Annotated in this window: 2 protein-coding genes and 1 pseudogene; all 3 read right to left on the bottom strand. The window is 61.0% G+C overall.

What is annotated here, in order from left to right; translation table 11 throughout:
• Positions 1-229: pseudogene (locus tag FNA46_RS25735) on the bottom strand (L,D-transpeptidase); the annotation flags it as partial.
• A 121-nt stretch (positions 230-350) separates the two neighbouring features.
• A complete protein-coding gene (locus tag FNA46_RS25730; protein ID WP_425468812.1) occupies positions 351-1,067 on the bottom strand; it encodes a pentapeptide repeat-containing protein in 717 nt (238 codons plus the stop codon).
• 153 nt (positions 1,068-1,220) lie between these two features.
• Positions 1,221-1,306: 4Fe-4S dicluster domain-containing protein (locus FNA46_RS26700; protein ID WP_185970002.1), on the bottom strand; the 86-nt coding region annotated here is incomplete at its 5' end.

Below are 1,306 nucleotides of genomic sequence, written 5' to 3'. Positions count from 1 at the left end.
GCCGGCGCGCCGGCGTATCCACCACCACCGTACCCGGCTTGTGGGTGGTCTCGTAGGCCACTTCGGTGCGGCGCAGTTCCGGCTTGATACGGTCGATCGGCACCGGCTTCATCGGAAACTTTTCCTGCGGCAGCGCGGCGTAATCCATCTGGGGATCGATCGTCGTGGAGGCACAGCCGGCGAGAAAGAGGGGCAGTCCGAAGATCAGGCCGCGGCGCGAAATCGACATGAATCTGTCCTTGTTGCGTTCGTTATGTCAGCCGCAACTTAAGGAGATTATGGTTAATGAATGTCTAAAGGCTGGCATTTTCCGTCAAGCCGCTGTTTACCAGAGCGGCCGGAAAGCGACCTCACTCGTCTTCGCAGGGCCAGCTCGCCGGCACCGTAAGGCCCGGCGGCAATTTGGTGAGGGCATCGCCACAGGCGAGAGCGATCTGCTCCTGCTCGAGTCCCGTTGCATGGGAGAGATCGGTTCCCTCGATGCGGGCGAGGAACAGGAAGGCATCGCTGAAATCGGCGGTGCCGGCAAAGCTGACATTATGCAGGATGGCGCGCGACAGGTTGGCCTTGCCGAAACGCACATTCTCGAACTTAGCCTTGAAGAAGATCGCCCGGCCGAGTTCCGCCTTGGTGAAATCAGCGCCCTTCAGGTTGGCGCCGCCAAAGGTGGCGCGCTGCAACTCGGCGGCCACGAAGGAGGCGCCCTCGGCCGACGCACTGCTGAAATCGCTGCGATAGCCCTCTGCCTTTTCAAAGCTTGCGCCGCTCAGATCCGAATAGGCAAACGAGGCGCGCACCAGGGTTGCCTTGCTCAGGTTCGCTCCCTTGAGGCTGCTGCGACTGAGATCGGTCATGCTGAAATCGGCATCACTCAGATTGGCGCCATCGAGATTGCTGCCGTTCAGCATCAGCAGCCGCTTCTGGCAGTCGCTCCAGTCAATGGCAGGCGCCGCATCCTGGCGGCATTTTCCCGCCGCGCTGTTCGATGGCTTGGCCGGCACCAGCACCACAAGGCCGGCAGCCACCGCGACCACCGGAATGACGGCACGCAACCGGCTGCGACGCAGATGCTCAAGCGCATTGTGCGCACGGATCGACTGTCCTGCCTTGCCTGCCGTCTTCGTCACGCCAACCACGCTCTCCTGATCGCCAATGGAAAAGTCTTAACCCCCTTTGACGACTTGCGGAAGACCATTTTGCCGCTTCCATCGATCGGAGGGTTACATGCTGGGATAAACCGGTCCCTCGCCACCCTGCGGAGGAACCCAGGTGATATTCTGGTTGGGATCCTTGATGTCGCAGGTCT

This window comes from Affinirhizobium straminoryzae (assembly GCF_007004135.1).
GTDB classification, from domain to species: domain Bacteria; phylum Pseudomonadota; class Alphaproteobacteria; order Rhizobiales; family Rhizobiaceae; genus Neorhizobium; species Neorhizobium straminoryzae.
This window is presented reverse-complemented; position numbering and strand designations above follow the sequence as displayed.